Origin of the sequence: Paraburkholderia sp. BR14320, assembly GCF_040948665.1 — a bacterium.
Lineage (GTDB): Bacteria > Pseudomonadota > Gammaproteobacteria > Burkholderiales > Burkholderiaceae > Paraburkholderia > Paraburkholderia youngii.
Window position 1 is genome coordinate 23985 of sequence record NZ_JBFPKG010000011.1, and the last position, 22567, is coordinate 46551.

22 protein-coding genes and 4 pseudogenes are annotated in these 22567 nt (G+C 62.9%); 10 read left to right on the top strand and 16 right to left on the bottom strand.

Features of this window, described 5'->3' with window-relative positions; all coding sequences use genetic code 11:
* Positions 1–195 precede the first annotated feature (195 nt).
* A complete protein-coding gene (locus AB3X89_RS13335) occupies positions 196–1050 on the top strand; it encodes a MurR/RpiR family transcriptional regulator (RefSeq protein WP_368583702.1) in 855 nt (284 codons plus the stop codon).
* A 160-nt stretch (positions 1051–1210) separates the two neighbouring features.
* Here the strand turns inward: AB3X89_RS13335 and AB3X89_RS13340 are convergent, their stop codons facing one another.
* The gene (locus AB3X89_RS13340; RefSeq protein ID WP_368583703.1) at positions 1211–1381 is read right to left on the bottom strand and encodes a hypothetical protein; all 171 of its coding nucleotides are present in this window, start codon (positions 1379–1381) and stop codon (positions 1211–1213) included.
* Here AB3X89_RS13340 and AB3X89_RS13345 point away from each other — a divergent pair.
* Positions 1364–2692: an aspartate aminotransferase family protein gene (locus AB3X89_RS13345; protein ID WP_368583704.1), complete on the top strand. Its 1329-nt coding sequence runs from the start codon at positions 1364–1366 to the stop codon at positions 2690–2692. The genes AB3X89_RS13340 and AB3X89_RS13345 overlap by 18 nt on opposite strands.
* A gap of 34 nt (positions 2693–2726) precedes the next feature.
* Complete coding sequence (locus tag AB3X89_RS13350) at positions 2727–3281, top strand: carboxymuconolactone decarboxylase family protein (RefSeq protein WP_368583814.1); 555 nt, start codon at positions 2727–2729, stop codon at positions 3279–3281.
* A 159-nt stretch (positions 3282–3440) separates the two neighbouring features.
* On the opposite strand, the gene AB3X89_RS13355 is transcribed toward AB3X89_RS13350, so the two are convergent.
* Complete coding sequence (locus AB3X89_RS13355; protein WP_368583705.1) at positions 3441–3749, bottom strand: DUF4148 domain-containing protein; 309 nt, start codon at positions 3747–3749, stop codon at positions 3441–3443.
* 320 nt (positions 3750–4069) lie between these two features.
* Here AB3X89_RS13355 and AB3X89_RS13360 point away from each other — a divergent pair, with 320 nt between their 5' ends.
* A complete protein-coding gene (locus tag AB3X89_RS13360) occupies positions 4070–4495 on the top strand; it encodes an OsmC family protein (protein ID WP_013091854.1) in 426 nt (141 codons plus the stop codon).
* 212 nt (positions 4496–4707) lie between these two features.
* Here AB3X89_RS13360 and AB3X89_RS13365 read toward each other — a convergent pair whose 3' ends face one another.
* Complete coding sequence (locus tag AB3X89_RS13365) at positions 4708–4851, bottom strand: hypothetical protein (RefSeq protein WP_368583706.1); 144 nt, start codon at positions 4849–4851, stop codon at positions 4708–4710.
* Between the two features lie 29 nt (positions 4852–4880).
* Complete coding sequence (locus AB3X89_RS13370; RefSeq protein ID WP_368583707.1) at positions 4881–5282, bottom strand: hypothetical protein; 402 nt, start codon at positions 5280–5282, stop codon at positions 4881–4883.
* Positions 5283–5345: 63 nt separating this feature from the next.
* Here AB3X89_RS13370 and AB3X89_RS13375 point away from each other — a divergent pair.
* Together AB3X89_RS13375 and AB3X89_RS13380 are read left to right on the top strand one after the other, a co-directional pair.
* Positions 5346–5756 (top strand): annotated as a pseudogene (locus AB3X89_RS13375) (DUF4865 family protein); the annotation flags it as partial.
* Positions 5757–5948: 192 nt separating this feature from the next.
* A pseudogene (locus AB3X89_RS13380) lies at positions 5949–6111 on the top strand (aminotransferase class V-fold PLP-dependent enzyme); the annotation flags it as partial.
* Positions 6112–6161: 50 nt separating this feature from the next.
* Here AB3X89_RS13380 and AB3X89_RS13385 read toward each other — a convergent pair.
* Positions 6162–7031 carry an NADPH-dependent oxidoreductase gene (locus tag AB3X89_RS13385; protein WP_368583708.1) on the bottom strand — a complete coding sequence of 290 codons (870 nt, stop codon included), beginning with the start codon at positions 7029–7031 and terminating at the stop codon, positions 6162–6164.
* Between the two features lie 376 nt (positions 7032–7407).
* Between AB3X89_RS13385 and AB3X89_RS13390 the strand changes: the two genes are divergently transcribed.
* Together AB3X89_RS13390 and AB3X89_RS13395 are read left to right on the top strand one after the other, a co-directional pair.
* Positions 7408–8850, top strand: a complete 1443-nt coding sequence (locus tag AB3X89_RS13390) for a SidA/IucD/PvdA family monooxygenase (RefSeq protein ID WP_368583709.1) — start codon at positions 7408–7410, stop codon at positions 8848–8850.
* A gap of 113 nt (positions 8851–8963) precedes the next feature.
* Positions 8964–10025, top strand: coding sequence for an LLM class flavin-dependent oxidoreductase (locus AB3X89_RS13395; RefSeq protein ID WP_368583710.1), 1062 nt, complete (start codon positions 8964–8966; stop codon positions 10023–10025).
* Between the two features lie 43 nt (positions 10026–10068).
* Here the strand turns inward: AB3X89_RS13395 and AB3X89_RS13400 are convergent, their stop codons facing one another.
* From AB3X89_RS13400 to glaH, 7 genes and pseudogenes are all read right to left on the bottom strand, one after another.
* The gene (locus AB3X89_RS13400) at positions 10069–11283 is read right to left on the bottom strand and encodes an acyl-CoA dehydrogenase family protein (RefSeq protein WP_368583711.1); all 1215 of its coding nucleotides are present in this window, start codon (positions 11281–11283) and stop codon (positions 10069–10071) included.
* A 10-nt stretch (positions 11284–11293) separates the two neighbouring features.
* On the bottom strand, positions 11294–12298 hold the full coding sequence (locus AB3X89_RS13405; RefSeq protein WP_368583712.1) for an NrtA/SsuA/CpmA family ABC transporter substrate-binding protein: 1005 nt from the start codon (positions 12296–12298) through the stop codon (positions 11294–11296).
* Between the two features lie 61 nt (positions 12299–12359).
* Positions 12360–13085: an ABC transporter ATP-binding protein gene (locus tag AB3X89_RS13410; protein WP_368583815.1), complete on the bottom strand. Its 726-nt coding sequence runs from the start codon at positions 13083–13085 to the stop codon at positions 12360–12362.
* Positions 13086–13099: 14 nt separating this feature from the next.
* Positions 13100–13939 (bottom strand): ABC transporter permease subunit, encoded by an 840-nt coding sequence (locus tag AB3X89_RS13415; RefSeq protein WP_368583713.1) that lies wholly within the window; start codon positions 13937–13939, stop codon positions 13100–13102.
* 223 nt (positions 13940–14162) lie between these two features.
* Positions 14163–14417: pseudogene (locus AB3X89_RS13420) on the bottom strand (FUSC family protein); the annotation flags it as partial.
* Positions 14418–14552: 135 nt separating this feature from the next.
* On the bottom strand, positions 14553–15791 hold the full coding sequence (locus AB3X89_RS13425) for an alpha-hydroxy acid oxidase (RefSeq protein WP_368583714.1): 1239 nt from the start codon (positions 15789–15791) through the stop codon (positions 14553–14555).
* Between the two features lie 85 nt (positions 15792–15876).
* Entirely contained in the window at positions 15877–16809 is a 933-nt protein-coding gene (glaH, locus tag AB3X89_RS13430; RefSeq protein ID WP_368583715.1) for a glutarate dioxygenase GlaH, read from the bottom strand.
* A 95-nt stretch (positions 16810–16904) separates the two neighbouring features.
* Between glaH and AB3X89_RS13435 the strand changes: the two genes are divergently transcribed.
* Positions 16905–17822 (top strand): LysR family transcriptional regulator, encoded by a 918-nt coding sequence (locus AB3X89_RS13435; protein WP_368583716.1) that lies wholly within the window; start codon positions 16905–16907, stop codon positions 17820–17822.
* A 130-nt stretch (positions 17823–17952) separates the two neighbouring features.
* Here the strand turns inward: AB3X89_RS13435 and AB3X89_RS13440 are convergent, their stop codons facing one another.
* A complete protein-coding gene (locus AB3X89_RS13440) occupies positions 17953–18576 on the bottom strand; it encodes an isochorismatase family cysteine hydrolase (protein WP_368583717.1) in 624 nt (207 codons plus the stop codon).
* Between the two features lie 252 nt (positions 18577–18828).
* Here AB3X89_RS13440 and AB3X89_RS13445 point away from each other — a divergent pair, with 252 nt between their 5' ends.
* Positions 18829–19341 (top strand): winged helix-turn-helix transcriptional regulator, encoded by a 513-nt coding sequence (locus tag AB3X89_RS13445; protein ID WP_368583718.1) that lies wholly within the window; start codon positions 18829–18831, stop codon positions 19339–19341.
* A gap of 11 nt (positions 19342–19352) precedes the next feature.
* On the opposite strand, the gene AB3X89_RS13450 is transcribed toward AB3X89_RS13445, so the two are convergent.
* The 3 genes and pseudogenes from AB3X89_RS13450 to AB3X89_RS13460 form a co-directional block, all read right to left on the bottom strand.
* Positions 19353–20576 carry a YbfB/YjiJ family MFS transporter gene (locus AB3X89_RS13450; RefSeq protein WP_368583719.1) on the bottom strand — a complete coding sequence of 408 codons (1224 nt, stop codon included), beginning with the start codon at positions 20574–20576 and terminating at the stop codon, positions 19353–19355.
* A gap of 66 nt (positions 20577–20642) precedes the next feature.
* Positions 20643–21158: pseudogene (locus AB3X89_RS13455) on the bottom strand (zinc-binding dehydrogenase); the annotation flags it as partial.
* Positions 21159–21375: 217 nt separating this feature from the next.
* The gene (locus AB3X89_RS13460; RefSeq protein ID WP_368583720.1) at positions 21376–22554 is read right to left on the bottom strand and encodes an MFS transporter; all 1179 of its coding nucleotides are present in this window, start codon (positions 22552–22554) and stop codon (positions 21376–21378) included.
* Positions 22555–22567: the final 13 nt, after the last annotated feature.

Here is a 22567-nt window from a genome sequence, read left to right on the forward strand (position 1 = left end):
AAGGACAAATTGCCCCGCGTCGGGCCGGATAAACCTGGGCTGCGTTTCGTCTTCCGCCGCCTCGGGAAGGCTAGCCGATGCCGGTGCAATCGAGGCGTCGAGCCCCGTCGGCGGCTGCCTTCACTGCGTTGAAATGTGCGTACCCGGTGGTAACATTTGTTGTCATCTCTTACCCCGGCGTCGCGCCACCTCAACATGCCAGACAGCTTCGATCAGCTCGTCGCCCTGATCCGGGCACGCTTCCCCGAACTGAGCCCGCAGTTCCAGATGGGCGCGGGATTCCTGCTCGATCATCCCGACGAGGTCGCGGTGTCGTCGATGCGTAAGGTCGCCGAGCGCGCGCAGGTGCAGCCGGCGTCGCTGGTGCGGCTGTCGCAGCAACTGGGTTTTCCCGGCTGGAACGAATTGCGCGATCTGTTCGTCGCGCGCGTGCGCACGCGGCCCGAGCCGTTGACGAGCCGGGCGCGCTCGATGGTCAAATCGAAAGATGCGCTCGCGAACGACCTGCTCGCCGCGCAACAGCACAATCTCGAAACGACCGCCGCGCATAACGGTCGCGTGATCGTCGAGGCCGCGCGGGTGTTGCGGCGCGCGCCGCACGTGCACGTGGCGGGCTTCCGCTCGTGTTACCCGGTGGCGTTCGGCCTCGTCTATGGTTACCGGCTGTTTCGGCCGTCGGTGTCGCTGCTCAACGGCGAGGCCGGCACGCTAGAAATGCAGCTGCGCACGATCGAGCGCGACAGCGCGACCATCGTCATCAGCTTCGCGCCGTATTCGGTCGAAGCCGCGCGCGTCGCCGAGGCTGCGCTCGAAAAAGGCAGCAAGCTGATCGCCATCACCGACAGCGCGGTGTCGCCGATCGCGCTGAACGCCGACAAGGTGTTGATCTTCTCGCACGAAAGCCCGTCGTTCTTTCCGTCGCTGGTGGCCGCCACCGCGATCACCGAAGCGCTGGTCGCGCATCTGCTCGCGCTCGAAGGCGCTGATGCGCTCGAACAACTCGCGCTCGCCGAACAATCGCTGCACGCGAAGGGCGCATACGTGCCTTGAACGATTGCGTGACGCACGCCGCGCTCCACCTGGTGCCATCCAACAACGTTTGACAACAAATGTTGTGTAGGCGTATAACTACGTACCGATTGTTGATTATCGGTGCGGCCCGTGGCGTCGAGGCAGCGACAACCCGCACCGTTCCGACGACGAAAACACCTTAGGCGCCCGCGCTGTTCGAAATCGGCAGCGCGGGCGTGTGGATGAACGCGTATCGCCAGCGGCAATGCGTGTTCGACACTTTCATCGCGTGCGCGACGCCCGAGCCGGCCTGCGTTTCAGTCCGCACCTCCATCAGCAGGAGCTGAACATCATGACCAACGTTTTTCATCGTTCTCCGAAGCAGTCCTTGCCGGTGGCCGTCGCGGGCGACGGCATCGAAATCATCGACTCCACGGGCAAGCGCTATATCGACGCGTCGGGCGGCGCCGCCGTGTCGTGCCTCGGCCACAGCAACCAGCGCGTAATCGACGCGATCAAGCGGCAGGCGCAACAGCTGCCGTACGCGCACACGTCGTTCTTCACGACGGAGCCGGCCGAGGAATTGGCCGACCGGCTCGTTGCGAGCGCGCCGGCCGGACTGGAGCACGTGTATTTCGGGTCGGGCGGCTCGGAGGCGATCGAGGCGGCGCTGAAGCTCGCGCGTCAGTATTTCGTCGAGAAGGGCGAGACGCAGCGGCGTCATTTCATCGCGCGTCGGCAGAGCTATCACGGCAACACGCTCGGCGCGCTCGCGATCGGCGGCAATGCATGGCGCCGCGAACCGTTCCTGCCGATCCTGATCGAAGCGCATCACGTGAGCCCGTGCTACGCGTATCGCGAACAGCGCGCGGACGAAAGCGAAGAAGCGTTCGCGCAGCGTCTGGCCGATGAACTCGAGCGGAAGATTCTCGAACTCGGCGCGGACACGGTCGCCGCATTCGTCGCGGAAACGGTGGTCGGCGCCACGGCGGGCGCGGTGCCGCCGGTGCGCGAATACTTCCGCAAGATCCGCGCGGTGTGCGACCGCTACGGCGTGCTGCTGATTCTCGACGAAATCATGTCGGGCATGGGCCGCACCGGCTATCTGTTCGCCTGCGACGAAGACGGCGCGGCGCCGGATATGCTGACGATCGCCAAGGGCCTTGGCGCGGGTTATCAGCCGATCGGCGCGACACTGGTCAGCGACCGCATCTATCAGACGATCGTCGGCGGCTCCGGCTTCTTTCAGCACGGTCACACCTATATCGGCCATGCGACCGCGTGCGCGGCCGCGCTCGAAGTGCAGCGCGTGATCGCGGAAGACAATCTGCTGGCGAACGTGCAGGCGCGTGGCGAGCAGTTGCGCGGCCGGCTGCGCGAACTGTATGCGCAGCATGCGCATATCGGCGACGTGCGCGGGCGCGGCTTGTTCGTCGGTGTCGAACTCGTGAAGGATCGCGTTACCAAAGAGCCGTTCGACGCCAAACTGAAACTGCACGCAACGATCAAACGCGAAGCGTTCGCGCGCGGCCTGATGGTGTATCCGATGGGCGGCACCGTCGACGGCAAGAGCGGCGACCATGTGCTGATCGCGCCGCCGTTCATCTGCACGGCGCGCGACATCGACGAAATCGTCAGCCGCCTCGACGATGCGATCGGCGCGTCGCTCGCCGCCGTCTAAGCAGTCCAACCCATTGCCCTTAGCGAGAACGATGATGACCGAGCGCTTGCCTCACTTCGACACGTCCGCCGCCACGCCCGAGCAGAAGGCGGTGCTCGACGAAATCCTGTCCGGCCCGCGCGGCAACCTGAACGGGCCGTTCCTCGGCTGGATTCACAGCCCGGAACTCGCGCAGCACGCGCAACGCCTCGGCGCGTTTTGCCGCTACCAGACCGGGCTGCCGCTGCGGCTGTCGGAACTCGCGATTCTGGTGACCGCTTCGCGCTGGCAGGCTCAGGCGGAGTGGTACATCCACTATCCGATCGCGCTGCAGGCGGGCGTGGGCGTTGCGGACGCCGAGACGATCCGCCAGGGGCGCCGCCCCGAATTCGCCGATACCGACGACGCGCTGATCTACGACTTCGCAAGCGAACTGTATGAGACCAAGCGCGTATCGGACGCGACGTATGCGCAGGCGGTCGGGCGGTTCGGGCATCAGGTCGTGATCAACCTGGTCGGCCTGCTCGGCTACTACGCGCTGGTCGCGATGACGCTGAACGTGTTCGACATGCGCGCAGTGGGACAGGAAAGCCTGCCGTTTCCCGAATAGCGCTTTTACTGACGAGCGGCCGCGCAGTAGCGCCGCGCGCGCCAACGAAAAAAAGCCCCGGTTGCCGAACTTCGCAACCGGGGCTTTTTTACTGCGTGCTGCCTTAACTGCCAGCACGCTCAGTTAGCACGCTCAGTCAGCACAGTTAGTTACCACCCTTTAGTTACCGCGATACGTCGAAAACAGACGTTGCTGCACTGTTGCCGGCGCGCCTGCGTCCGACGAACTGGCCTTCGCGCCGCCGACGTCCTGCGTACCCTGCGCCGATGCGGTGACGATCGTCGAGTCCTGCGGCACGGCCTTCGGATACGTGGTGTCGTTCTGGTTCAGAAGGCCCGCTTTTTGAGCGGCTACGAGTTCGGCGCGCACCTGAGCGCGCGTGATCGGACCGTTAGCCTGCTGGGCGAACGACACTGCCGGAACGATAAGAGCGGATGCGACGACAACTGCGGAAAGAAGCGATTTCATAACGACCTCCAATTGATTGTGTGGTGGACCGGCTTTAATTGCGTTTCCCGATCCGTTGAACGCAGTCTATTTCTTACGAGGTCGGCAAAAAAGCGGCTTTCTGGTGAAATATTGTTTCAAGTTCTGAAATAGTGAAAAGGGCGCTTGTCCGCGCCGAAACACGGAAACGCCTATGATGAAAGCCGGTCCACGCCCGCGCCTGCAAGCCGCGCGGCACCTGCGACCGATGCCCAGGCGCGGACACATCCGGGCGGACCGCCGCGGCGGGCATCATTTTCGGTCGAGCAGCGTGCGCGGCAAGGCATAAACAGGAGAGAGCGATGAAGCGCAAGGCATCGGCAGTCTGGCAAGGCGGCCTGCAGAACGGTAAGGGCTCGATTTCCACCGACAGCGGCGTCCTGAAGGACACCCAATACTCGTTCGCGACGCGCTTCGCGGACGGCATCGGCACGAATCCGGAAGAGCTGATCGCGGCCGCGCATGCGGGGTGTTTCTCGATGGCGTTGTCGGCGGAGCTGGGCAAGGCCAATATCACGCCGGAGCGGATCGGCACCACGGCCACCGTCACGCTCGACAAGGACGGCGGCGGCTTCACGATCACCGCGGTGCATCTCGACGTCACCGTGAAGATTCCGGGCGGAGACAAGGCCGCGTTCGACAAGGCCACCGCGGACGCGAAGGCCGGTTGCCCGGTGTCGAAGGTACTGAACGCGACGATTACGATGGATGCGAAGCTGGAGACCTAAGCCTTTGCTGTCACTATCAGCGCCACGAAGCCGGCGAAGGGCCATGCCCGCCGCCGGCTTTTTCATCGCGGTAGTGCGATGAACGGATGACCCCGACTGTGGGGTACGAGTCCCCGTCCGCGAGAGTCCTGCTGCTCGCGGCAGCACATGCCGCACTACCGAAATCGGACTGGTGCGCCCGCTTTGGTGTACTTGGGGTAACCGAGGACATGCTACCGCGCCTCCGCTTTGAGGAACTCTTCGCCGATAACGGCGAAGGTCGAAACGGTCAGACCATCCGCGTTTACCTGAAAGCCTGGGAGGGCTGGATTGAAGCCGAGGATGCGCTTGCGGGAGATGAGATCCAGGATCTGCACGGGCTGGAATCCCTCGCGTGCTGCATACGTCAGGACGAACACGGGTGCATGAGGGTTCGGCAGACCGAAGCCAACTGCAACTGTGAGGCGTGCGTAGGTCGCTTCTGCATAGAGAAGACCGGCGACTGGCCGTAGGTCGTCCGGGCAGTCTGCCATGCGTTCACCGTCGCAACGACCGTTGCGTTGCTGTTCTTGAGATCCATCCCTGAAGGCAGCGCAGCCGGGTCAAAGGTCGCCGTCACAGTCGGTGTCGTCGCCGTACCGCCACCCACCGGAATGTTCGCGCCCGGAATCGTGCCGGCCGTGATCAGGCTCTGGATGAACTGGGACAACGATGTGACCTGCTGCTGCAGTGTCGCGTTCTGGCTCTGGAGCTGCTGCGCCGTCGGCGTGCCGTTCGAGCTTTGAGTCTTTTTGGATCTAACCGCCATTTTTTGGCACGAAAAGTACGCTAACCCCGACTACGACATGGACCAGATTCCCAACGGGGCCGCACGCGCGGGCTGCTCTGGAACGACGCAGACGAGCTCGCGTTCAAAGCATTTGCGTTGCGTGAGCGCGGGAAGCATGGGGCGCACCACAATACCTACACGTCGATCTATCTTTGGCTGCGAGAGGGCGCTGCCACGAAGTTCTTGACCGGGCCTCGTTTTGAGTCGGTGCTCCAGACGTTCGGGCGCCCGCCGATACAGAAATGGCTGCCCGTCGACGTCCGTGCTGAACACTCGGTCGAGGCGCTATCGATATACCGCGAGGATGTGAATGTTCCCGATGGAGCCGATTTAGGCGAGTTGCGCGAACCTAGAGACGAAGCTCAATGCACAGGTGGCCGACCGCGAGGATACCGTAGCAGCAGCGGTCGGCCTGGACGTGCTGAACTGGCGAGTCGCGCGCTTCACGCTTAGTTCCGGGCCGCTGCGAGCGGTGGAGTGTGGAGTCGGCTATGAGATCGCGTATCTCGCTTCGTCTGGGTTAGCGCAGTTGTCCACCTGATCTGTCGGCTATTGCACCATAGCCTGGTGAGGAACCTGTTCGAAGTGTTCCGATGTTGAATCAAGCTCGCCGTCAAATTTCTTCGCGAAATCAAGGTAATCTGCAGCGAAGCGGGCATTGAGGTACGGGCCGGCCAGCATTGCGCGCAGCCTATCGTGCGGCGCTTTCGGGCTGGAGGCGACGGTGCGGCCATCGCTCGCGTTCTACAACACGCCGGACGAGGTCGACCGGATGGTCGCGGTGGTGAAGCTGCTGGCGAAGCATTGAGCGCTGAGGTTGCGATGCCGGGCGTCCTCGGGCTCCGGCATTGCAAATGTTCATCGCAGTTCGAACCCCAAGGCATTCAACGCGTCACGCAAACGATCGCGGCCATGCAGTGATTCCCGCGTGCGCCAGCGTTCGATCGAACGGTCGGTCCAGAGCGCATCGGATTGACCCTGCCGAACCTGGAAGCCGGCGAGGATGTCGTTATAGAGCGCGATGCCCTGCGTCTGCGCGGGCGCATCGTATTGCTCGCGATGCAGCACCACCGATTGCGGCAGGCGCGGCTTGACCTCGGCAGGCCGCACCGGGTCCGAGTAACCCACGCACAGGCCGAATACCGGCAGCACGTGCGGCGGCAGCGCCAATTCTTTGGCCACCTGTTCCGGTGCGTTGCGGATCGCGCCGATGTAGACGGAGCCGAGACCCAGCGACTCCAGCGCGACCAGCGCGTTCTGCGCGGCGAGTGCCGCATCGATCACGCCGACGAGCAGCGTCTCCAGATATTGCAGTCCCTCGGGCTTCACGCTGGCGCGCTCGGCCACGCTCTCGAGCCTCGCCAGATCGGCGAGCCAGACGAGAAAGAGCGGCGCGTGGCGAATGTGCTCCTGATTGGCCGCCAGCGCGGCAAGCCGCGCTTTGCGTTGCGGGTCTTCGACAGCAACGACGCTCCACGTCTGCAGGTTCGAGGAACTGGGCGCGGATTGCGCTGCGGCGATCAGCGTTTCGAGCGTACCGGCAGGCAGCGGACGACCATCGTAAGCACGCACCGAGCGATGCGAGAGCAGGGTCTGAAGCGTGTCGTTCCAGTCGGATAACGGCGTGTCGGTTTGCTCGGTGCCGTAGCGCGTTTGAAAGGCCGCTGTGGCTTTGTGCGCGGACTGGCTTTCGTGTTGATTGCGCGTGAGCGCCTCATCAGTAGACATCTATCGGTGCCTCGTCATTCGGGATGCGAAGGTTTGCTGGGGTCCAGTGCTGCGCATACCTTACCTAAATTAGTCCAGAGCAGAAGCGCGGAGCTATATAAAAATTCCCGCTATTCATATGAATCCGCGAACGCCGTGAGCCGCGGGATTGCTCTGCGAAGATCGCGCGATATTCAAATCATAATTAATTGCTTCTGCGCGGGTTCGATCGTCACTAGCATGGTCGGACTTCATCTTTTCACGGCAATTCCATCATGTTGGCTTCCCCCGTCTATCGATTCAGGCAACCCGCTATTGAGCGCGTGCTTGCGGTCACGCGGCTCTTCTGGCTCGGCTCCCCGCAACCGGACAGTTCACGTCTTCAGGACATTCGCCGATGACACCAACGCCCGACCGCGACGCGCGCCGCACACTTGAACTGTTGGGGCCGGCGCCGGAAAACTGGGTGCCGGATCGCCCGGGTATCGACCATAACGTGTTGATCGTCGGCGGTGGGCAAAGCGGCAGCGCCTTTGCGTTTGCGCTGCGGCGTGCAGGCATTGGCCGCGTCAGCGTGATCGACGCGGCCGCCGATGCATCGGGCGCCGGCGTCTGGCGCACTCGCGCGCGGATGAACAAGCTGCGCACGCCGAAGGCGCTGGTGGGACCCGAGACCGGTCTGCCGGGGCTCGGTTTTCAGGCCTGGTATGAAGCCCGATTCGGTGCGCAGTCATATCGCGAGATCGACCGTATCCCGCGCGAACAGTGGGCGGATTATCTGGCGTGGTATCGCGAGTTTCTCGAGATTCCGATTCGCTACGCAACGCGCCTCGTCAGGATCGAACCGCTCGATTCGTCGCTCGATACCTCTTTCCGCCTGCATCTTGAAGTGAACGGCGAGGCGCGCGTCGAGACTGCGCGCAAGGTGGTGTTGTGCAATGGCGTCGCGGGCAACGGTGGTGCGTTCGTGCCGCAGGTGCTGGCGTCGCTGCCCGCGGCGCGGGTCGCGCACACCTCGCAGGCGATCGATTTCGCCGCGTTGCGCGGCAAGTCGGTTGCGGTGCTCGGCGGCGCGGCATCCGCCTTCGATGCAGCCGCGACGGCGCTCGAAGCGGGCGCGGCCAACGTCCATCTGTTCGTGCGCCGCGCGACGCTGGCGGCCGTGCCGGTATCGCGCGCGCGTGCCTATCCCGGTGCCTACGACAACTACTTCGACCTGCCCGATGCGGTGCGCTGGTCGCAGGCATTGCGCTTCAAACGTTCCGGTTCGACGGCGCCGCTCGACTCCATCGAACGGGTCACGCGTTTCGCGAATTTTCATCTGCATCCCGCTACGCAGTGGGAGTCCGCGCGCGAAGAGGCGGGGCAGATCGCCGCGCGCACGACGGAAGGTGAGACGTTCCAGTTCGACTTCGCGATTGCGGGCACCGGCTACTTCATCGATCCGTCGGCACGGCCGGAACTGGCCGAATTCGCGTCGCACATCCGCCTGTGGCGCGATCAGTACACGCCGCCCGCGGACGATGCCGACGACGGGCTTGGCGCGCATCCGTATCTCGGCTCCGGGCTGGAGTATCTGGAGAAAACGCCGGGGCGGGCGCCGTATCTGCGCGATATCCACGTCTACAACCCGGCGGGTTTCGTGAGCGCGGGCGTGCCGGTGGGCGACGTGCCGAGCATGAAGCGCGATATTCCCAGCGTGGTCAGGCGCATCAGCCGCGACCTGTTTCTCGGCGATCTGGCTGCGCATGAGGCACGCCTTACCGCGCCTGTGCCCGCCGATTTCGACGAGTCCGCGTATGCATCGAGTGTGTGGCAGCGCGAGGCATCGAGCGCCTGAGCGCGCCTTAATGCCGGAGCGTGGGTTTCATATCGATATAAATTGGAAGGCCGTGCTCACGGGCACGGCTACCATGTCCGATTTCCTTCACCGCGTTTGCGCGGATCGAACCGATGTCAGTCAACCTTCCGCGCTTCGGTATCTGGGCGCTCGTGCACGGCAGCCGCGCCGCGTTGCAGGACCCCGCCGAACCCTATGATGCGTCGTGGGCCCGCAACAAGGCCCTCGTTCTCGAAGCCGAGCGCCTCGGCTACGACTCGGTGCTCGTCGCGCAGCACACGATCAATCCGCACGATCCTTCTCTCGATCAGCTCGAAGCCTGGACGTCGTCGGCGGCATTGGCGGCGTTGACCTCGCGCATCGAAATCATCGCGGCGATCAAGCCGTATCTCTATCACCCCGTCGTGCTCGCGAAAATGGCCCAGCAGATCGAGCACATCAGCGGCGGCCGCTTCGCGATCAACGTGGTCAACGCGTGGAATCGTCCTGAACTGGAACGGGCCGGCATCGGCTTTCCCGAGCACGACGAGCGCTATAAATACGGCCGCGAATGGCTTGAAGTCGTCTCCGCGCTGCTGCGGGGCGAAGCCGTGAATCATCGGGGCGAGAACTTCCGTCTCGAGAATTACCAGCTGCTTCCCTCCGATCCGTTTCGTGCGCGTCCGCGGATTTATGTCGGCGGCGAGTCCGAGCCCGCGCGCGACCTGGTGACGGCGCACGGCGACGTGTGGTTCATCAACGGTCAGCCGCCCGACGACGTTGCGCGCCTGATCGCGGACGTATCGGCTCGTACGCGTCCGGCGGGACAAGCCGCGTTGCGCTTCGGTCTGTCGGCGTTCGTGATCGCGCGGGAAACGGCGGCGCAGGCCGACGCGCACCTCGCGCATCTGTTCGCGCTGGCGGATCTGGACAAGCCTCTGCGCGAGCGGCAGAAGGCCAATACCGACGCGAAAGCGGTGATGCATCAAACCTTCGCGCAATCTCCGCGCGTCGGCTCGAATGGAGGCACGGCGGCCGGTCTGGTCGGCGATTACGACACGGTGGCGCAGCGCGTTGCCGCGTTTCATCGCGCGGGCATCGAACTTTTCATGCTTCAATTCCAGCCGTTCGAAGCCGATATGCGAGCCTTTGCCGAAGAGGTAATACCGCGCGTGCGGCGGCTGCTCTCCAACTGAGCTGAATGATGATGGCGCGAAAAGCGCACCATCTGTCATGCAATCAGAAGAACGCGCCGGTGGGCGGCAGTTTTCCCGTCAGCAGGTTTTCACCGAGCAGCCGTTCCTTGTACAGGCGCGGATTGTGCGAAGCAATCACCTTGATGTTGCGCCAGTGCCGGTCCAGCGCGCCCGTGCGTGACACGACGGAGCCCGAACCGAGATCGATCAACCAGCTGGCGATTTGCGGCGCGAGATCGTCGATCACCACTTTAGCTTCCGCGGCCGAGAACGTGGCAGCCAGCGTCAGTTCGTATTCGTCGGCTGTGCCGGAAGCATCCCAGGCACGCTGGAGCGAGGCCAAGGCACGATCGGCGGTCGCCTCGACACTCGCCGCATACGCGCGAATCCGGCCGAGCAGGGTTTGCAGCACGGGTTCGTCGGCGGGATGCGCGGCGTCGCCATGATAGAAGTTGCGCCCCCGTGCGCGCAGAACCTCGACGGCGTCCAGCGCGACCCGCCGCACGATACCGGCGATGCAGTTGGTCAGATACACCTGGTGGAAGGTGTATCCCCACGGCGCGGCATGGTCGTCGCGCGGCGGGTCGGTCGGATAGAGGTGATGCGCGGGCACGCTCACGGCATGAAACTTCGCCGTGCCCGAGCCGGTGAGGCGCTGGCCGAAGCCTTGCCAGTCGTCGTCGCTGCTGACGCCCGGTCCACGATCGAGCACGTACTGCACGGTCCTACCCGCGCGACTCTCGACGGCGACGCCGACAAACGCGTCGTTGTAGAGATTGCCGGTCGCGTAGACCTTCTCGCCTTCGCCCGTATAAGCTTGTCGCCGTTCGTCCCATTCGAGCCGGCTCAGCACCTTGCCGGGGCGCGCGCCGGCCGCCACCGCATCGGTCTTCGTGAAACTGAGGCCGACGGTTTTCTTCTGCCGCGTCAGATCGAGAACGTGGGCATGCAACGGCTGATCCCGCCGCCGCAGCGCCGCCTCGACCAGCCACAGATGATTGCGAAACGCGTGCGCGATATTCGAGTCCGCCGCGGCAAGGTCGCGCGCGACGACGAAAAGGCCGCTCAGCGACGCGTCATGACCGCCGAGGTGGGCGGGCAGACGAAGCGCGCCGAAGCCCAGTTCCTTGAGCCTCGCGATCTCTTCATGCGGCAAACGATGATGGTGTTCGCGCTCCGCCGCACTTAGCGCAATGTCGTCGATGACCTCGCCGAAGCCAAGGCTCGCGGACAGCGGTGAAACTAGCGTGGTTGCCATCGCGTGTCTCTCACACCTTGACGCTGTAGTCCGCGACCTTGATTCGCGAATTGATGATCTTGCGTTCCGCGAGCCAGTCGGCCGCGCGCTGGAACTGCGCGATGAACGCGGCGTCGTCGGGGTCGTGGAATTGATTTACGCGTTTGAGGCTCGTCAGATAATCGCGCACCTGATCCGGATAACGGGCCTGCTTCTGCACGAGCTGTTCGGATTCGGCGGGATGCGCCGATTGCCATGCGCCTTCGACGTAGTACGCATCGATCACCGCGCGCACCAGCTCGGAGTTCTCTTCGGCGAATTTACGGCGCGTCACGAGCGAGCTGTAGTCGATCAGAAAATCGAGGTCGCGCCCTTCGTTGAAGATGTCCTTGGCGTCGTTGCTGTAACGCGCGATGTCCACCGCCGGCGACCACATCGACCATGCATCGACCACACCTTGCGCGAACGCCGGTGCCGCGTCGGGCGGATTGAGGTAGACGAACTCGACCTTGCTGCGGTCGACGTGATGTTTCTCCAGCGCGGCGATCAGCAGAAACTCGCCCAAGCCCGAGCGGTTCACCGCGACCTTGCGTCCCGCCAGATCGGCCACCGAATTGATGCCGCTCGACTTCTTCACGATGATCGCCGTCGAGCGCGGCGAATAGATATCGAACGCGACGAAGACGAGCGGCGAGCCGGCCAGCATCGCGGCGAGCGCGGGGGTCGTCGAGCCCCAGAAGCCGAAGTCCGCACTCCCGCCGACGACCGCCTGAATCGACGGCGCGTGATTCGGGAACGGCCCGACCCATTCGACCTTGATGTTTTTTGCCGCGAGCGTCTTTTCGAACACACCGCGCTGCCGGGCGATATCCGGCAGGCTGCCGTAGCCCCAGCCGAGGCGCACCGTATCGGTGTTGCGGGTCAGCTTGCGCGGCTCGGCTGCGCGTGCCGGAAACAGATTGGCGGTTGCCGCGCCGGCCAGCAGGCCACCCGCCGCGCGCAATAGTTGGCGGCGGCTCAGCAAAGAATCGTTCATCGTTATTTACGTCCTTGAAGTGATGCGCAAATGCAGTGATGCTGTGATTGTGAAAAAGCGCTCAGTCGGTCTGAACGCCAAGCTCGTCGAGCAGGATCGGCCGCAATGTTTGCGGCGCGTAGTGGTTGGGGTGAAAAGATGCGGCGATCCGTCCCGAGCGCATCACGAGAATTCGGTCGGCGAGCGTGAGCGCCTCGTCGACGTCGTGCGTCACAAGCAGCACGCCGGGGTGATGGCGCGCGACGAGCTCCTTGACGAGCCCGTGCATCTTGATGCGCGTGAGTGCGTCGAGGGCCGCGAAGGGCTCATCGAGCAGAAGCAAGGCGGGATCGCGCACGAGGCTGCGCGCCAGCGCCACACGTTGCGCCTGACCGCCTGAGAGATTGCGCGGCCAGTCGTCTTCGCGGCCCGACAGACCGACTTCGGCCAGCGCATGCGAGGCGCCCGCGCGGCCGACCGTTGTTTCGTGACCGAGCGCGACGTTCTCCCACAACGTCGCCCACGGCAGCAGCCGATGCTCCTGAAACACTACAGAGGGACGTTCCGGCGCACGAATTTCGCCGGCGTCCGGCAGATCGAGACCGGCGAGCGCTCGTAACAGCGTGGTCTTGCCGCAGCCGCTCTCGCCGAGCAGCGCGACGAATTCGCCTTTGCGGATGTCGAGGTCCAGCGCATCGATGACGATGCGGGTGCCGTACTGGCGTTGCAATCCGCGTACCGATACGGCGAGCGGCGAAAGCTTGCCTTGTTCGCCGGCAACGGCGGAATCATGAGCATCGAGGGACAGGGCGAGATCGACGCTCACTTGCGCGCTCCTTTGGCGTAATTCGGGTGCCACGATAGAAAGTGCGCTTCGAGCAGGCGCACGGAGGCATCGGCCACGACACCGATGATCGCGTAGATGATCATGGTCAATACAATCACGTTGGTCTGAAGAAATTCGCGCGCATCCATCGCGAGGAAGCCGATGCCTTTGGTCGTGGCGAGCGTTTCGGCAATGACGAGCGCGAGCCACGCATGAGCGAGCGCATAACGCACGCCGGTCAGGATGGATGGCATCGCGCCGGGCAGAATGATCCGTCGCACGATCGCGCGCCAGTTCAGCCCGACCACCTTCGCGAGTTCCATCAGCTTCGGGTCGATCTGCCGGATGCCCAGCATCGTGTTGATGTAAATCGGAAACAGCACCGCGAGTGCGACCAGAAAAATTTTCGCCACCTCGCCGACACCGAACCACACGATCACGAGCGGCAGCATCGCGAGAAAGGGAATCGCGCGAACCATCTGGATCGAACGATCGAGCAGGGCCTGCGCCAACGGCGAAAAGCCGACCAGGACGCCGAGCACCAGTCCAACTGTGCCGCCGATCGCGAATCCCGCCGCGGCGCGCAGCAGTGAAACGCCAAGGTGAACGAAGAGATCGCCGCTTTTCGCCAGATCCAGCGCGGTGGTGGCGACTTTGCTCGGGGCGGGAAGGACCTGGGGTGCAATCAGCCCGACGCTCGACGCGAGCTGCCATAGTGCGAGCACTAGGAGCGGCACGATCCACGAAAGCCACTTGTAGAGCGTGCCCTTAGAAATTCGCTGATGCAGCCGGTTCGAAGAGAGATGGCTGTTGCGAGAATACGTGACGTCAGCCATGCCGGTCCCGAATGAACAATGAAAAAAACTGCTTCGCAATCGAGCGAACAGATCAGCTTTCTATTAGAGGACGATTAGCATGGCCGCGACAAACAGTTTTTTATTCTTTGCTTTTTCGTTTTGACGCGTTCAAAGCAGGAATGCCGTTTGAGCGTCCGCCAATCGAATTGCACAGATAACCTAAGCTTATTTTGTTCGTTTCCCGTTGACGCGGAAAAGTCGGTCCAATCCAGCCGGCGAGTCCCAGCAGGAACAATTCTGGCGTCTGTGCAAACAGGGCGACGAGCACGAGGGCTGCGAGCGCACCCAGCGCAGTTCCGAGCATCCGATACTGGCTCTTCGACACGCTCATGCCGCGACTATTCTGGGCGACGATCCACACGGTGATTGCAGCCCATTTCGGATCGTCCAGGTTCATGCAAAACGCGATGTACAGCGCGATCAGCGATGCGCTTGCAGTCCTGACGGCGTACGCTAGCCCCTCCCATGTAACGCCCGGGACGGGCAAGGGGGTAGTTTCTTGAAGTCCACTAGATACAGAATCCGAATTTATGAGCGGTCGGTGCTTTCGTCCACTGGCAGGGTCGCACGTTATCCGGTCGGATCGCGCCGTTCACGCCAGTATTGTGCGATCGATCTCGCGAATCGCTACCGTGCCGAGCATCGCCATGTTTCGGTCGACTTCGTCCCTGAGAAGGCCGATCGCATGTCGAACACCCGACGCGCCGCCCACCGCGGCGGCGTACATGAACGGGCGCCCTGCGAATACGAACTGCGCACCGAGCGCGAGCGCCTTCAGAACATCTCCCCCTCGCCGGATCCCGCTGTCCAGCATGACGACGGTCTTGTCTGCAACGGCATCACAAATCTGCGGCAACACGGACAGCGGCTCGACCGCCCCGTCCAGTTGGCGCCCACCGTGGTTCGACACGATGATCCCGTCCGCGCCAATCGCGAGTGCGCGCCGCGCGTCGTCCGCCTGAAGGATGCCTTTGATGACCAGATTGCCGCTCCAACGTTGACGAATGCTTGCGATGTCCGACCATGACAGATGGTCGCGTCCGGTGGTGTCGCGTACCGCCGAAGCGGACAGCATCGGTGCCCCTCGTGTCGCGAACGAGTTCTCGAAGTGGGGCATGCCGTGATTGATCAACGTCCGGGCGAAAGTGCCAAGCAGCCAGCGTGGGTGGGAAATGCCGTCCATCGCGAGACGCAGCGATGGGCGCAACGGCAGCGAGAAACCCGTACGCACGTTGTTTTCGCGATTCGCCCAAACGGGAATGTCGACTGTGAGGACGAGCGTCGCGAAGCCAGCGGCCTTGACACGCTCGATCAAGGCGTCGCGGCGCGCAGCGTCGCCGGGGAGATAAGCCTGGAACCAGGTGCCAGGCGCTGCCCCCTGCACCACCTCCATGGGAATGAGCGAGGAGCCGCTCATGATCGCAGGGATATTTTCATCCATCGCGGCCGTGGCCAACGCAATGTCGCCTCGATATGCCGAGATGGCACTGATTCCGACCGGAGCGATTCCGAACGGAGACGAGTAGGTGTGGTTGAAGATCGTTGTCTCCTGCGATCGACGAGACACGTCGACAAGCACTCTTGTGCGGAACTTCAAGCGTTCGAACGCAGCCCGATTCGCCGCGATCGACATGCCGTCCTCCGCTGCGCCGGAGATATAGCCGTAGAGCGGACGCGGCAGAACGCGCCGTGCCGCCCGCTCGAAGTCCGCGAGCGAGAGGATCTGGCGCAGCCGCCGGGGGAGATGTTGCTTGACCCCGTAAGCCGCTTGTTCAACTCGCCCGACGGACGTCGTTTCGTGCACGCTCGCGTGCTCTGCGTAGTCGTTCATTTCACCGTCTCACTGTGTTACATCGAAATCGCTGCGTTGGCCCTCGGCGGTCGGTGTGCCCGATCATGCCAGAGAGCGGATGACATCAATACGCAAACGAGCCGCGCTGGCGCATCAGCTCGCGGAACAGCGATTCGTTCGGTTGGAATGGCGCGCGGCCGTGAAGGTAAAAATAGTTGTTCAGCACCACCAGACCGCCGACCGGCAAAGACACTTCCTTCGTGCCTGCCGACGTTTCCATCGACTGGGACAGTGAGCGGAGAAATGCCGCTTCTTCACGGTTGGACGGCTGAACAAACTGGTCGATGAACGAGATCGACAGACCAAATTCGCTTTGAAAGAACAGCGGCCGCTCGATCTGCTCGCTGACGTTCTTGGAATCGGATCCCTTGTAGAAGAACGGCTTGGTTCCGAGCTTGTGATTGACGAAGCGATCGCGCTCTTCCCAGTCGTCCAGGTGCATAAACCGCGATTCGCCGCCGACCGCGCTTCGCTCCGCGAATTTCATCATCAGCAGCCAGTCCGTTGCGTCGCTCACGTACGTGCCGTCGGTGTGCATCGTGAACAGCCGGTATGCCTGACGAAGATATGAGTCGCTGTTATCGGTGTGCTTCACCACGAAGCGGGCGTAGTACGTTCCCGACATCGCATCGTGATTGCTCGGGCCGAGGATATGACCGATGGCCGTACCGAACTTCACGAAGTCAGAGGGGTCTTGCGAAAGGTCCTGGAGGCCGATGGTGAAACCGCCGTGCCGACGGTCCTTGACCAGCTCGACGAGCATGTCGGCAAAGTCGTCACCGAGACGCTCGACCAGCAGATCGGCAAGGTGATGGCGCATGAACGGGACATACTCGAGATTCTGGACGTCGATATCGCGCACGTTCGCCAGGAATCCGGTCAGTGCGTTCGAGTCGACCGTCACGTTCATGATGCGGTGATGGGTGGGATGCGCCGACAAGCGGAAAAGCGGTTGCCGGTGCGTGATGGAACCAGGGTGGGTGATCAGTGCGTCCATGTTGTCCTCCAGTTGTTTCAGGGCTCTATTTGATGCCCTTTCTTTGATATCATCCAGAAGCAATACGCGAATGTTTATTCGCTTCCGGAGATTAAATGATCGACGCCCGTCAACTGCGATACTTCGTTGCGGTGGTGGAGGATCTGCACTTTGCCAAGGCAGCGGATCGACTGGATGTTGCGCAATCGGCGCTCAGCGCCCAGATTCAACGCCTCGAGCAGGAGATCGGCGTTCGTCTCCTGAACCGCAACAAGCGACAGCCCGTTACGCTGACCGATGCGGGGCGTTTGTTTCATGCCGAAGCGGTTGCAGCGCTACGCCATATCGAGCGTGCGGATCAGGTTGGCCGGCTGGCGGCCAGAGGCCTCGCCGGTGTGGTGCGGATCGGATCGGTGGCATCCGGCGTGAGCAGCGGCGTGCTCTCGAGGATGCTGCATCAGTTTCGGATCTCGCATGGCGACGTGCGAATCGAGGTCGTGGCCATGGAGACCCCGCGTCAGTTCGAGGCGCTCGTCAGCGGCGAGATCGACGTGGGTATCGTCAGACCGTGGCGCCAGCATCCGGCGGGTATCGTGGCCACGATCGTGCAGACTGAATGCCTGTTGGTCGCGATGGCCGAGGACCATGCATTGGCAGCAAGCGGGCACGTTTCGGTCAGAGACCTGAAAGATCAGCGTTTTATCGCCCCCCACTTCGACGACGACACGGGATTCAGCGAGGTGCTTACTGCGCTGGGCGTAGCGGGAGGCTTTGTTCCATTTCTCGAACATCGCGTGCATGACTTCATCGCCGCGATCAGTCTTGCATCGGCCGGTTATGGTGTGGTCGTCGTCCCGGAATCGATGCGCAACTTCACACAGCCGGGAATTTGCTATCGGGCCATCGCGGATTTCGAGTATCCGTGTCATCTTGCAATGGCCAGCAGGCGACGGGAGCTTTCTCCCGCCGTTCGCGCATTCGTGAAGGAATCCTTCGCGCTGTTCTCCGGCCGCGCCCCATCAGACCCAGCTTGAGTTGAACTCGCAGGTCTGTCAGTGACGATCCATAGATAGTCAATCACCATTCCCTGATGGTAATCATGGGTGAGTCCTTCAGGGGTTGTTGTTAGTGGATTGATCGCTTGACTCATCGTCGGCATAACACCTATGCCGGCAGTGCTGTCAGCAATTCGGCCGTCGTGACGATCGAATGGGCAAACGTGGGCCCGTTCAGTTCGTGGGCGGCTCGCATCATTTCCGGCGAGAAGGCGGCGGTCGCGTCGCGCACGAGCGTCACGTGATAGCCGAGTTCCATTGCGAATCGCGCGGTGGATTCGATGCAGGTGTTCGCGAGCAGGCCGACGGCGATGACGTGCGAAATTTTGTGCTGCTTGAGCTGGAAATCGAGGTCCGTGTTGGCGAAGCCGCTTTGCGCCCAATGCTCGTGGATGATGATGTCGTTTTCCAGGGGAACAAAATCGGGGTGCCATTCGCCGCCCCACGTCCCTTTTGCGAAGGACTGGCGCTTCTGCACGATCAGTTGCGTCGGATTCGGATGGTCCCAGTCTTCGTAATCGCCAGGTTGCCAGCGGCGATGCGGGACGTAGAACACCTGGATGCCAGCTTTGCGTGCGGCGCTCACCGCTGCGCGCAAATTGTCGAGAAGCCGAACGTCGTTGGCGACTGCCTCGATCATCGGAAAGATCTTGCCGCCATGCGACAGGAAATCGTTGTAAGGGTCGACCAGCAAAAGACCAGTGTGTTCGGCGCGATAGACAGGGGCAGACATCGTGTTCTCCGGAAAGGGGGTTCGGCCGGGGCGTGTCGCAACCGGAGCCCGGCTGCGCAATTCGTCTGCGCGGACTTGCGCGCGCGGACGTCACACGAATCGATTTTACATATGAAAATCATAGAAACAAGTCTAAGCGTCATATCCATAACCAGTGTCAGGTTTTGACGGATCAGGGGTGACTCGGTCAGCCGTGTATGCGAGGGATGCGAATCCGTGTTACTATGAAAAAAAGAGTTTTGCGGAGGCGGAATGAAGCGTAGAGAGAAGGTAGTGGCCACGGTATGCCCGGTTGCGCGATCGACGGAAGTTGTCGGTGACAAGTGGACAACGCTTGTCCTGCGCGAGATGTACATGGGGGCGACCCGGTTCGAGGAAATCCAGATTCAGACGGAGGCGACGCCACAGATGCTGGCCACGCGCCTGAAGTCGCTGGAAGCAGACGGAATGATCGAGCGCCAACCGTATCAGAAGAGGCCGGTACGGTACGAATACCATCTCACACAGAAAGGGCGGGCGTTCTATCCAGTGATCCAGGCGCTGCGTACATGGGGTGAAACCTGGTGCAAGAGCAAAGGCGAGGAAGTCGCCGTACGGTTTATGCATCGGGTGTGCGGGCACGAGGTCGGGCTTGACTATATCTGCCCGTCTTGCGGCGAATACGTAGAGCGGAGCGATCTCGACGCGGCCTTGAGCCCGACGTTTGCAAAGGAGCGCGAGAAAAGACGCGAGGCGTATCGGGCCGCGAAGGCCAGGTCTGAGTGATTTCCCCCGCGCTAGCGCTCATGCCGCTCTGTGCGCCGAGCCTGCACGATGACGTCGGCGAGGAAGGCTAGGGTGAGCGCGGCCGCACCGCACAGGAAGACGAGCGCGTAGTCATCGTGAAAGCGGGAAAACAGATACGAGTAGCCATAGCCGCCAAGCGCCTGAAAGAGTGCGAACGCCGTAGTTGCTCGGCTCCAGGCTGCGCGCTCTTCGAGGTGATTGTCGCGCACCAGCTCATGAATGCGCCCGAGCACGAGTGGCACGATTCCGGGCGTGAATACGCCAATGACCACCGTGGCGACCCCGAACACGAAAGGATTGCCCGTCTTCGCGAGCACCACGACCGCGATGGCCTGCAATGCGAGGGCGGCGCGCCAGGCTGGACCGAAACCGATGCGATCGCCAAGGTTTCCGCAGATCATCGGGCCGGCGATGGCGGCGAGACCGTATAACACCCAGTAGTTCGCACCAACGGCGGCGCCCCGGCCGAGGCCCCAGGCCACATAGTCGACGAGCAGCACGATCACGGGCACGAGACCGAGCGCGTTAGCAGCGTATTGTGCGTAGAGGACGCGCAGCGCGAGCCTGCTGCGATCTGCTCCGTGCAACGGGGCGACCTGTGGCGCGAGAGGGTTCGTCGCCGGCCAGCCGAACCAGCTCAAGGCCGTGAGGGAGAGTGAGAGCGCGCCGAGGCCAAGCCACGTGTCGCGCAACCCCATGTGCAGAAGTTGCGGAATCAGCGTGCCTGATGCCGCAACCCCGAGACCCAGACCAAGGCAGATCATTCCGCTCGCGAAGCCACGGCGCGGCGCAGGAATGTGCGGCAGGATCGACGTCGCGACGAGCACCATGATCGCGCCGCCCGAGATACCCGACAGCAGACGCCAGAAGAAGAACCACGACACCGACACCGGCCACGCGCACGTGAAGAATGCGATCGTGACGACCGCCATCAGGAGCCGCACTGCGGACCGGTTGGACAGCCACGCAGCGAACGGGCGTCCCACCATTGCGCCGATCAGGTGGCCGGCGAAGTTCGCCGCTCCGAGCGTGACGGTCTGTGGGGATGTGAACCAGTGCGCCTCGATCAGCGAGGGGATGAGCGGTGTGTAGGCGAAGCGCGCCAGACCAATGGCGACCAGACTTCCACAGAGCCCGGCAAACGTGGCGAACAGGGCACGGGCATCGAGCGGCGAAGCTTCGCACCGGTGGCATGAAGAAGGAACGGCGGACACGCTGAACTCCTGAATCAAGATTGCTGCTGTGCGCACAGTCTCTGGAGACGAATGACGACAGGGCATTTATGCATTGACGTCGACGATGGTACGTCCCCGAACCTTGCCTTCCAGGATCTGGTGCGCAATCGCAGGAACCTTGGCGAGTCCCACTAACGTCGTCGCGCGGCCGAGCTTGTCCAGGTCGAGGTCATGCGCGAGCCGCGACCAGGCCTTGACGCGCACTGCCTGCGGGGCGTTGACGGAATCGATGCCCGCGAGGGTCACGTTACGTCGGATGAAGGGCAGGACCGAACCGGGGAGGCCCGCGCCTTGCGCGAGGCCGCAGGCGGCAACCACGCCGCGGTACTGCGTCTGGGCTAGCACGTTGGCGAGCGTGTGATGGCCGACGGAGTCCACGGCACCGGCCCAACGTTGCTGGGCGATCGGTGCACCCGGTTCAGAGAGCGTGCGCCGGTCGATGATCTCCGCCGCGCCAAGGTTGCGCAGATATTCGGCCTCTTCGCGGCGTCCGGTTGATGCGACGACCCGATAGCCGAGGCCAGACAGGAGCGCAATCGCGATCGATCCGACGCCGCCGTTCGCGCCAGCACCGTTGAATACTCCACGGCGATCGTGACGTCACCGGGCATGAGATCCCGGTCGTGGAAATTGACGATGCGCGTCGAAACCGCATCGCGCGGCTTTGTCGCGAGCAGTGCCTTGAATGACATCAGACTCTCCTGAGTAAATTGTCTTTCGGCGGCTTGTGCTACGTCGAAGCCACCAAACCTGCGTGCGAATCGTCCGGTTGTTCGGGTCAAACCTGCCCGTCGACAATGGCCGAACTGGGCCGCCCGAACGCGAGCGAATTGACGGCAACGGCCGCGAGCGAGAGCAACACGCCGACCGCGGCGAGGCCAACCCAGGCGGCGCGCAAGGCGCCGGCCCCGCCAAGCGCCGCACCGACCGCGCCACCCAGAAAGTACGAAACCATGAAAACCGTATTAAGGCGGCTGCGGGCCTCGGGACGCAGCGCATAGATGCGGGCCTGGTTGGCGATAAAGCTCGTGCGGTTGCCCAGATCCAGCAACACCATGCCGACGATCAGCCATACGAGGCTGCGGCCGCCCGCTGCGACAAACGCGAATGCAATCAGAACCGTTAGTGCGCCGGCGGTCGCGATGTGGCGGGAGCCCATCCGGTCGACGACGGCACCGAGTTGTGGTGATACCGAAAGGCCGACCAGCCCGATCAGTCCGAATGCGCCGATGGTGGCAGGACCGTAGTGATAGGGCGGTCGGGCGAGCAGCACCGCGAGTGTTGCCCACAGCGCGCTGAAGGCGGCGAACACGAGAAAGCCCATCGCCGCCGAGACGCGTAGCAGCCGCTCCTCTCGCACGAGACCAGCGAGCGACTGCATCAACTCGCGGTACCGGATAGCCACGAGTGTGTTCGACATGGGCAACTTCCTGATGACGAACAGGAGTGCTATATCGATGACAGCGGCGATCACGAATATCGAGCGCCAGCCCCACAGTGCGCCAACGATGCCGCTTAGCGTGCGTGCCAGCAGGACGCCCGAAGATAGCCCGCCCAGCAGCGAACCGACCACTCGCCCGCGTGCGGCAAGCGTGGCCTTACCGGAGACCGCCGGAATGATGATTTGCGCCGAGATTGAAGTCATTCCGACGAGGAAGCTGCAAACGCTCAAGGTGGCGAAGGACGGTGCGGCTGCACAGGCGATCAGCGCCATCGCATTCGCCACGATGGCCCGCGGCGCCAGCGTGCGCGGCTGGACGCCGTCTGCGAGCGGCACGAAGAGCAGCAGTCCCATTGCGTAGCCAAGCTGGGTCAGCGTGGCGATCAGGCTCCCGCGAGCGGACGGCACGCCGAACGTCGACGCGATCTGTGGCAGGAGCGGCTGGTGGTAGTAGATGGGTGAGACGGCGAGCGCGCAGCACAAAGCCATCAGAAAGACCTGGCGCGGGGAGACCATGGGTGTCGTCCAG

What these genes read in the sequence shown, in the direction of transcription:
- AB3X89_RS13360 (WP_013091854.1), top strand. Translation starts at nt 4,070, where the DNA reads ATGAAGCGCAAGGCATCGGCAGTCTGGCAAGGCGGCCTGCAGAACGGT.
- AB3X89_RS13345 (WP_368583704.1), top strand. Translation starts at nt 1,364, where the DNA reads ATGACCAACGTTTTTCATCGTTCTCCGAAGCAGTCCTTGCCGGTGGCC.
- glaH (WP_368583715.1), bottom strand. Translation starts at nt 16,809, where the DNA reads ATGGACGCACTGATCACCCACCCTGGTTCCATCACGCACCGGCAACCG.
- AB3X89_RS13355 (WP_368583705.1), bottom strand. Translation starts at nt 3,749, where the DNA reads ATGAAATCGCTTCTTTCCGCAGTTGTCGTCGCATCCGCTCTTATCGTT.
- AB3X89_RS13415 (WP_368583713.1), bottom strand. Translation starts at nt 13,939, where the DNA reads ATGGCTGACGTCACGTATTCTCGCAACAGCCATCTCTCTTCGAACCGG.
- AB3X89_RS13445 (WP_368583718.1), top strand. Translation starts at nt 18,829, where the DNA reads ATGAAGCGTAGAGAGAAGGTAGTGGCCACGGTATGCCCGGTTGCGCGA.
- AB3X89_RS13400 (WP_368583711.1), bottom strand. Translation starts at nt 11,283, where the DNA reads ATGGCAACCACGCTAGTTTCACCGCTGTCCGCGAGCCTTGGCTTCGGC.
- AB3X89_RS13460 (WP_368583720.1), bottom strand. Translation starts at nt 22,554, where the DNA reads ATGGTCTCCCCGCGCCAGGTCTTTCTGATGGCTTTGTGCTGCGCGCTC.
- AB3X89_RS13385 (WP_368583708.1), bottom strand. Translation starts at nt 7,031, where the DNA reads ATGTCTACTGATGAGGCGCTCACGCGCAATCAACACGAAAGCCAGTCC.
- AB3X89_RS13390 (WP_368583709.1), top strand. Translation starts at nt 7,408, where the DNA reads ATGACACCAACGCCCGACCGCGACGCGCGCCGCACACTTGAACTGTTG.
- AB3X89_RS13395 (WP_368583710.1), top strand. Translation starts at nt 8,964, where the DNA reads ATGTCAGTCAACCTTCCGCGCTTCGGTATCTGGGCGCTCGTGCACGGC.
- AB3X89_RS13405 (WP_368583712.1), bottom strand. Translation starts at nt 12,298, where the DNA reads ATGAACGATTCTTTGCTGAGCCGCCGCCAACTATTGCGCGCGGCGGGT.
- AB3X89_RS13440 (WP_368583717.1), bottom strand. Translation starts at nt 18,576, where the DNA reads ATGTCTGCCCCTGTCTATCGCGCCGAACACACTGGTCTTTTGCTGGTC.
- AB3X89_RS13340 (WP_368583703.1), bottom strand. Translation starts at nt 1,381, where the DNA reads ATGAAAAACGTTGGTCATGATGTTCAGCTCCTGCTGATGGAGGTGCGG.
- AB3X89_RS13425 (WP_368583714.1), bottom strand. Translation starts at nt 15,791, where the DNA reads ATGAACGACTACGCAGAGCACGCGAGCGTGCACGAAACGACGTCCGTC.
- AB3X89_RS13335 (WP_368583702.1), top strand. Translation starts at nt 196, where the DNA reads ATGCCAGACAGCTTCGATCAGCTCGTCGCCCTGATCCGGGCACGCTTC.
- AB3X89_RS13435 (WP_368583716.1), top strand. Translation starts at nt 16,905, where the DNA reads ATGATCGACGCCCGTCAACTGCGATACTTCGTTGCGGTGGTGGAGGAT.
- AB3X89_RS13350 (WP_368583814.1), top strand. Translation starts at nt 2,727, where the DNA reads ATGACCGAGCGCTTGCCTCACTTCGACACGTCCGCCGCCACGCCCGAG.
- AB3X89_RS13370 (WP_368583707.1), bottom strand. Translation starts at nt 5,282, where the DNA reads ATGGCGGTTAGATCCAAAAAGACTCAAAGCTCGAACGGCACGCCGACG.